Raw genomic sequence first — 7,784 nt, forward strand, 5'->3', positions numbered from 1 at the left:
TAGGGCGGCTAGGTTTCTGGCGGTGGTATCATCTACTCAGGAGATACGGGATGGGACCGCTTGGCCCCCTAACTCTTCCTCGTGGCGGCGTAGCCGGCGATGGCTGCGTAACAGATGAGGGGGATGAGGAAGGCGAGGGACATGCTTTGCGTGGTGTCGGCTATGTAGCACTGGCGGTCTGCTTCTCTATATGAATGCTCTCTTCCGCATAGTTGATAAAGAAACTGTTCACACCCGTCTGAGCTGCCACATAGAGGAATAAGGTGAGCATGCCGAAAGCGAATGCCATCGTCTTCATCGGCTTCTCCTCTATCTTCTCGTTCGTATCTGCCTCATGCGCTCTTCTCGGGTCAGGCAATGTTATTCTTGACAGGATCAATGCCACTGAAAGCACGAAGATACCCACCAGGGCGTATGGAATGGCTATGTTGACACCAGAAAACTGCAGTTGTCCGCCAACCAGTGGTCCCACTATCCAACCAATGCCATTGAGAGATTGTGACAGATTGATTCTACTCTCTGCCTTATCGGGATGTCCCAATACCGTGGTATAAGGATTGGCACTCGTCTCCAGACAGGTTAAGCCGCATCCTATCACAAACAAGGATAGTACGAAGAAGTAGAAGCTGTTGATTTCACTTCCAGGATGCCATGGGCAAAGCCCCACATGAAGAAGAGGCTGCTGATAATGAGGAAGGGAACCAGATAGTTATGCCCTTCGTATCTGAAGATGGATGGCTTCATCATGATTCTCTGCAAATTCCTTACTATCCTTTACAACCAGGGCAAGATAGCCACCGCCACCTGCGCCCGGCATCTTCCATGCCAGCACATCATCCAGAGCACTGTAATGATCAATCATCGGCTGCACACTCGCCTCCGGTTCTATCACTCCATTGATGGATGGATTCACCATGCCTGGGAACATGGCTATCTGGGCTTCGAAGGATGCCTTATAGGCTGCTACAAAAGCATCAAGATTGTGCGCAAGAATGGCATTCCAGCATGCATCGGCAGCATCGGCTAAAGCCTTCACCTTTGCAGGAGTAATATCCTTGCCTTCTACCACACTGCATCCCGAACGTCGTGGCTGCATCGGTATCATCACAAGGTGGTCTTCGAGAAAGCGGAGAGTCATCTCATCCTGAGTGCTCTCTATCTTCTCTGGCCAGAAGTTGTTGTCATAATAATGTCGAGCCAGACCTGGTACGCAGATTCCGATGGAATCCTGGGCACCGGAAATGATGCCGTCGTGGCGCTCCGGATTGTTCTCGAAGCAGAAGACCAGACGGGCGAGCATCTCGGGATCCATCTTTGGGAGCTTCACCGGCCAGATCTTCTTGATCATGTTGCGGGTGGATGTGGAGAGACCACATCTGTCTCGTACCTCGAAGGTTGGATCCAGAGATATGGTGATAGCCCAACCTGGGTGATGCATGCTGACGTATGGCTGGTCGATCCAGGTTCCTGCAAGATCCAGACGGGTTGGGATGCCCGCATTTTGTGTCGTATTATCAGAAGCAGTCGATAAAGCCTTCTTCAAATCGGATGAAGAACGTGCCTTCAAGCCTTCATGAGGTGTGCGCTGAAGTTCGACATACTCAATGCCTCGTTCTGCACAGATCTTTCGCTTCTCATCAGAACCGCCTTCTGCATTTACAACAAACACATTAGGCTTTACTTTATCAAGTGTTGGGAGGAAGTCGATAACTCCACTTCCTTCATTGATATACGCATCCTTTACTGCCTTGATGTTCTTGACCATGAAGAGTCGTTCTTCCTGTGGGAACATCGGTTTGCGATGTTTGTACTCTAAATAGGTGGCATCGGAGCCGATGCCGACGTAGAGGTCGCCATAATGTGAGGCCTGCTGGAAGAACTCAACATGCCCGGAGTGGAGTAAGTCGTAACATCCACTTACAAATACTTTTTTTGCCATAAACTTTATGATATGATAACTCTGCCAGGTATGATCCATCCTGACCTGTAATACCCGTAATAAGGGCTACTTTTCTATTATTATATTTATTATATTATTTTTTTCTTATTCTTTTTCGAAAACCTACCCGTCCTTCTTTACCGTTAAAGAAGTTTTTGCTCTAAAATCATCCCGTCCTTCTTTACCATTAAAGAAGGCTCCACCTCTCACCCCAGCCCTCTCTCCTCAGGAGCGAGGGAGGAAACCGCCCTACTCGGTGCTCGGGACCGCTACGCTCTAAGGTTGGCGGACCATCAAAGGTCTGCGCCAGGTTTTGCGGGATGGAACCGCCTGGGGTGGAAACGGCAAGAGTGTTTGGCGACTGGCGCAGTGTGGCGAATCATAGCGTCTTTTTCTTAGATTTCTTCATAGCTCAAAAATTTAAGAAACATTTCCGTTACTCTTCTTTTGCGAACTGCCTTGAAAACAAATCACGTATCTGCACACAATATTTGTGAGCAGCCATCATATAGATAGCAACATCCTTCTTCTTATTACTCTTATCGTGAATAATAGCTTCAATGCTATACCAGATATCATCCATCAACGTATGAAGTTCAAAGAGATTAGTCTTATCAAAAAACACCTCATACTTTTTCAAAAGATTATTAAGAACCAATAATAAGTTCAATGCATTGTCCTTTATATAAGTAACAACATCTAAAGACGATAGTTCAGATACTTCTTTTTCATTAAGTGGCAATATTTCCTCTTTACATTTAGAAGAATAATCTACGATATTCTTCAACAGTGTGTCGAGAAGTGGCTTAGAAGTGAGAAAAGGATTTTGGCTTACTTCCAACTCTTCCCAATCACTCAATATCTTAATATTCAACGAAAGAGTATTAACGAAAGACTGCAATTTATATGCAACTTGTTGCTTTTGTAACTTCTTCAATTTATCATCAGCCTCTGTTACTTTATTCATCATATTCTCCTTAGCTGTTTCCAACTGATTTTTGAAGCTAAAGCTTTGATTCACGCCTAACACTACAGGTAGAATTGTACATATAGCTGCAATTACAGCAAGCCATATGGAAAGATTCTGATCTGCACTTATTTGCTGATGCTCTAACAGCTCCGAATTCTTAACTATGATAGTATCCCACTTATTGAACAACTTGTTTAATTCAGGATAAGGCTTATTTTTTGTCGAATCCATAGAACTACGTAGAGCCTTCTCCTGTATATTCAGCTGCTTGATGGATTCATATTCATTGGTTGATTTTTTCATGTTACCAAAAATAAAGTAACCAAGAATAAGAATTCCGACAATTAAAGCACTCATAAAAACTCCACTCCAAAAAACACAAGACTGACTTTTAGTTTTCATTTTCTGTTACGTTTAAATTTTTTCAATACAGGATAATAACTGTTTTGGCTATCTATTTTTAAAGAATGCCCCATAAACCATGGTTCTACATATCTACAATCCAACAGCCTAGCTTTTACAGCAGACATAAATGGTTCCCTATGCAAGAATAATGTGTTCATAAATTGCTCATCATGAGTGAAGAATATAAGCTGAAGACAGTTTTCATTACCCAAAAATGTTTTAGCACCTTGTGACAAGACCTCGAAGAAACGATAAAGAAGCTTCTTGTTCTTGTAGTCATTGGCATAAAATATATCATCAAAAATAAAGGGGAACAAGAATTTACCCTGTTTCATCGCTTTAAAATTGAATGCAGCCAATAAACAAAGAGAGAACAATCTAAATCTAAACGTATTAAAATATTTATTAACAGAAACTTCATTCACAGAAATCTGAATACCAAAATCAGCAATGACAGCACCAGTGGTTATCTTATCAATCTTTAAGCTCTCAGTTTCTTCAATGAAAGGTTTCAGGGTGTCTTCTATTAACTTCTTGAAGTCCGCATCCAAATATTCTTGCAGTAACTCAGAAAGTAATCTTTTCAAAGTACTGTGAACAGCATCCAGTTGCTGTATTAAGTCATCAAAATCAATTCCTGCCGGTTTTGAATCAAGTATCTGTTTCTTATCCAAAAAACTTTGCACCTTAGTAAATATATCACCTAAAGGAAGAGGCCGTCCAGCACGAGCAAGGATATTATCAAGCGACTTCGAAAGACTAACAACCTCAGCGTGGATTATACTTAGAGTAATACCCTGGTTATTATCAGCCCCCACAGAAATTTTCTTCATTTTTTTCTTAAGCGGCTCATCACTAATGTTCGTATCTGCTTTCTGTTTTTGTAGAATCTGTCCATATCGTTTTAAATTATTTCTAAATCGATTAATGGAATCAACATATGTAATATCAGAAGGCAACTTCTCGTTCAACAGCTCAACAATCTCCAGCAAATTGTTATTATCTTGTTTTACTTCCAAAAATTGTTTCAACTCATCATTCAACTGATTGAGCTTTTTCCTTGCATTGTCATTAAGAATCAAAGAACACTCACTGATATAATTTCTTATCTCGACTTCCTGCTTCGTAAGAGGTTCTTCTGTAACCATAGATTTAATTTGTTCCAACTTTTGCTTTATATCAGAATAAAGACCTGTATCTTGCACAAAATCCATAATGTCTTTTATACCCAAAGCATAACAAAAGAAAGGAACCCAATCTATAACCTGCGTATTAACATCAATTTGAACCATACAACGCGACAGTTCATATATGCTATTCTCTGAAAAGAAAAACCTTTCTACGCTTAAGCCTGTATCTTCAAAAAAACTTCTTGCATCAGACAAGGCAAATTCCCTGGTTTGCGTCTGAAGACGAATTTCGGGATCCTTTCCCCAAGTTCGATTCACATACCAAGTTAAATCCTGGATATTGCGATAACTGGCTTCTCCTATCTTACCAGTCATTACGTATTCCATGGAGTTAAAAAGTGAACTTTTACCTGAGCCATTATCACCGAGGAGAAACAAACTGTGCATATTGCCATTCTGACAAAAAGGAAGTCCATAGTAACGTACTTTTCCCGTCAATGGACCGAACTTACGATAATTATTGAGATAAAGATATTTAAATCGATAATCTCGAATCTGAGAATGAGCAGTCTGTAGATTATTTGCTGGTGTTAAATTTAACAACTGATTCACACGATCTTTCAATTCTGTCGTATCAGGCAAAATATTCAATACATCTAGAAGGCGTTGAAGAAATTCAGACTTTTCCTCCAAAGCGCCTTCTAAAAGTTTATATTTATATTCATTCATCGAACTTTGAAATATTTAATAGTTCAATCAATCGCTGTTTAACTTCATGAGCCGAACAATTAAGAATTCCTTGAAAAGAATTATTTATCTTCAACCAAGAAGCACAACCCGTTTTATCCATAAAGGGAGACTTGTCACTTTCTACCCAATTTATATAGTCTTCATAATATTCTTCGTCAAAATCATCTAAAGTAGTATGATTTTTGTAATACGTCCAAAGATTCAGAGGTACATCTAAAAAAGAAACCTCATAAAACATTTTCCGATCCTGAAGCTGTTCATTTATCGACTCATATATATCATTTAAATATTTATAAAGCTTCGAATTGGTATATTCCTGTTCATCCAAACCAAAACGGAAATCAGGGAAACGAAGAAATATCTCAGAGAAGAGCTTTGAAAGCTGATTCAATTGGGAAAGACTACCATTATCCTCCTCTATCATTTTTACTAGCTCTTTCTTGCCTTCTTTTACTAGCCTTCTTAAATCTATATTTTTATCTAAATAGAAGAAATAGTTGAGCAGTTCTCTTGTATCATCAGAATCGCCAAAGATCTTCTTATCATAAGCGATAACGAATGATATTATATTATTCATTTCTTCCAAGACCTTACCGTCCAATACACATCCGCTGCTTAGTCGTTGCGCATAAGTTGATGATGAGAAGGATAAATTTCCAAAGTTATCCACCTTGACGATTTCTGAAGTAAGAGCATAATCGACAATACCAACATATTGACCATCTACATCTATTGTAATGGCATACATATTAGTTTCTCTATCGAAAACAGGAACCAGCGGAATACCAAAAATGTCCTTGTCTAATATTTCTTTTTCTGCACATCCTCTATCCCTCTGCAAGAGATAAATAATGGTAAGAATGTACTCAAAAGAAGCTCTCGAGATAAATTGAGTATTTGACAATTCAAAACATCTTGATACGATACTGAGAACAATACGAAACAGTTGGTCTTTATAGACATCTTCATTCTCACCAGAGCGGAACAGTCTTACCCATTCACTATAGACTCCTTGACGATTTCTTACGTAACCCGGTACCACCGTTCCCTTATCAATACGCTCGTCAATACAACGATGCACTAATCTACTTAACTCCAGAGTAGAGAAAGAACTACTTGAGCCCAATCGATTGATCATTGAATTATAACTTTCGCCAAAACTCAATCTCTCATAATCGTCTCGTCCCTTGTTACGAGACTCAATCTCTACCTGCCAATGCATAGCACTAAATATACTCGATATCATTAGCGAAACACTCTTCGTCTGACCATCTCTAAGATTGTCTAGTGCTATCTGATAATTATACTGTTGGACATAATCAGATGGTATGATAGAATCTCCTCCGCTAGAAATACAAAAGAAGCTTCGATTACTCTCCAGACAATCTATAGATTCCAGTATTTCCAAAACTTGCTGAGACATATCTAAGCCAAAAAGATATTGTATATCTTCCAATCTCATATAGAATCTCTTATCTATTACTTCATCCTGCATGGCAAGCAAAAGATTTTGACGCAACTGCAAGAAATGAGCAAAAGACAGCAAGTAGTTAGAGGTCATCACCATGGATTTATACCATTGAGATCTATTATCATTGAAAGATCTTGCATTCTCACGTGCTTTCTTATAAAGTAAATTCCATACTTTCAAGAGTTCTCCTACAAACATCTGAGCATCTTCTGTAATATAGTGCTCTGGTATCGTATAAGGAGATATTGATGCAATGCAAAGACGCTTACCCTTCTTAAAGAAACGCAACTTAGAGAAATCTGGTACAGCTAGTCCATAAGCACTATTACTTGTAAGATAGTCCGTGATATAGGTAAAAGATGTATTCTTTGTATTTTTCTCACGATAGTAATTACTTACAGAATAATAGTCTATAGCATCTTCTGAAATAGAATGAGACACAGCTTCGGTTTGAGCTAAGCGCTTCAAAATTTTCTCTATATCTTCATTCTTAATCTCTTTTTTGAAATCTATATAAAATAGCGGATATTCCACATCATACGGTTTACCCAAGTCATAAAACTTCGAGATAATCGTATCTACATAGAAAGGTATCGCCGATTGGTTAATGATACTTGTACCTTCGACCAGAGCATTAGCTATCAATTTAGAGTTCAGCGCATCAGTGGTTGTCACAACAGGCGCAGCTTCTATAGAATCAAGATTTTCTTTTATATTACTAATCAGAGCCAACACTTTTTCAAAAGTTGTGCCATGATAGATTGCTTCATCTGCAACCAAAACCTTATTGATTTTGTTCCAATCCAAAAATGGCAAAGCAAGCTCGGTAACGATAGGAATACCGTTACTATCAACACCATTTTGACAAACCCATTCGAGGAGTCTAGGTGCCTTTCGAGCTATAGCTACATGCAGAAAGTCTTCCTTCCCAAAATACCCTTCTCCCCAAATTTGCAAAGCTACATCCAGGTTATTGTAATCTTGTAGAAAACTATAATTCTGCCGGTTGTTAATTGGCATCATAAGCTAAAAGTAAAATTCTCGGTGCAAAATTAATATATTATTTGCAATTTCGATTATAAAATTGGTTAACCTAAAATCCGCAACTATCATCCAATA

At 39.1% G+C, this 7,784-nt stretch carries 6 protein-coding genes; 1 reads left to right on the forward strand and 5 read right to left on the reverse strand.

Annotated elements, in window-relative coordinates; all coding sequences use genetic code 11:
• Positions 1-50 precede the first annotated feature (50 nt).
• Positions 51-194: a hypothetical protein gene (locus DW657_RS18000; RefSeq protein WP_158577413.1), complete on the forward strand. Its 144-nt coding sequence runs from the start codon at positions 51-53 to the stop codon at positions 192-194.
• Here DW657_RS18000 and DW657_RS16055 read toward each other — a convergent pair.
• From DW657_RS16055 to DW657_RS16075, 5 genes are all read right to left on the reverse strand, one after another.
• Positions 161-667 (reverse strand): sugar MFS transporter, encoded by a 507-nt coding sequence (locus DW657_RS16055; protein ID WP_233547192.1) that lies wholly within the window; start codon positions 665-667, stop codon positions 161-163. The two genes, DW657_RS18000 and DW657_RS16055, sit on opposite strands and share 34 nt — an antisense overlap.
• 42 nt (positions 668-709) lie before the next feature.
• The gene (locus DW657_RS16060) at positions 710-1,939 is read right to left on the reverse strand and encodes an adenylyltransferase/cytidyltransferase family protein (RefSeq protein WP_118313417.1); all 1,230 of its coding nucleotides are present in this window, start codon (positions 1,937-1,939) and stop codon (positions 710-712) included.
• 436 nt (positions 1,940-2,375) lie between these two features.
• Complete coding sequence (locus tag DW657_RS16065) at positions 2,376-3,311, reverse strand: hypothetical protein (protein WP_118313414.1); 936 nt, start codon at positions 3,309-3,311, stop codon at positions 2,376-2,378.
• Positions 3,308-5,173, reverse strand: a complete 1,866-nt coding sequence (locus DW657_RS16070) for an ATP-binding protein (RefSeq protein WP_118313415.1) — start codon at positions 5,171-5,173, stop codon at positions 3,308-3,310. The genes DW657_RS16065 and DW657_RS16070 overlap by 4 nt, the downstream gene beginning before the upstream one ends.
• Positions 5,166-7,688 (reverse strand): hypothetical protein, encoded by a 2,523-nt coding sequence (locus tag DW657_RS16075; protein WP_118313416.1) that lies wholly within the window; start codon positions 7,686-7,688, stop codon positions 5,166-5,168. The genes DW657_RS16070 and DW657_RS16075 overlap by 8 nt, the downstream gene beginning before the upstream one ends.
• Positions 7,689-7,784: the final 96 nt, after the last annotated feature.

It is taken from the genome of Prevotella sp. AM23-5, from assembly GCF_003473645.1.
GTDB lineage: Bacteria > Bacteroidota > Bacteroidia > Bacteroidales > Bacteroidaceae > Prevotella > Prevotella copri_A.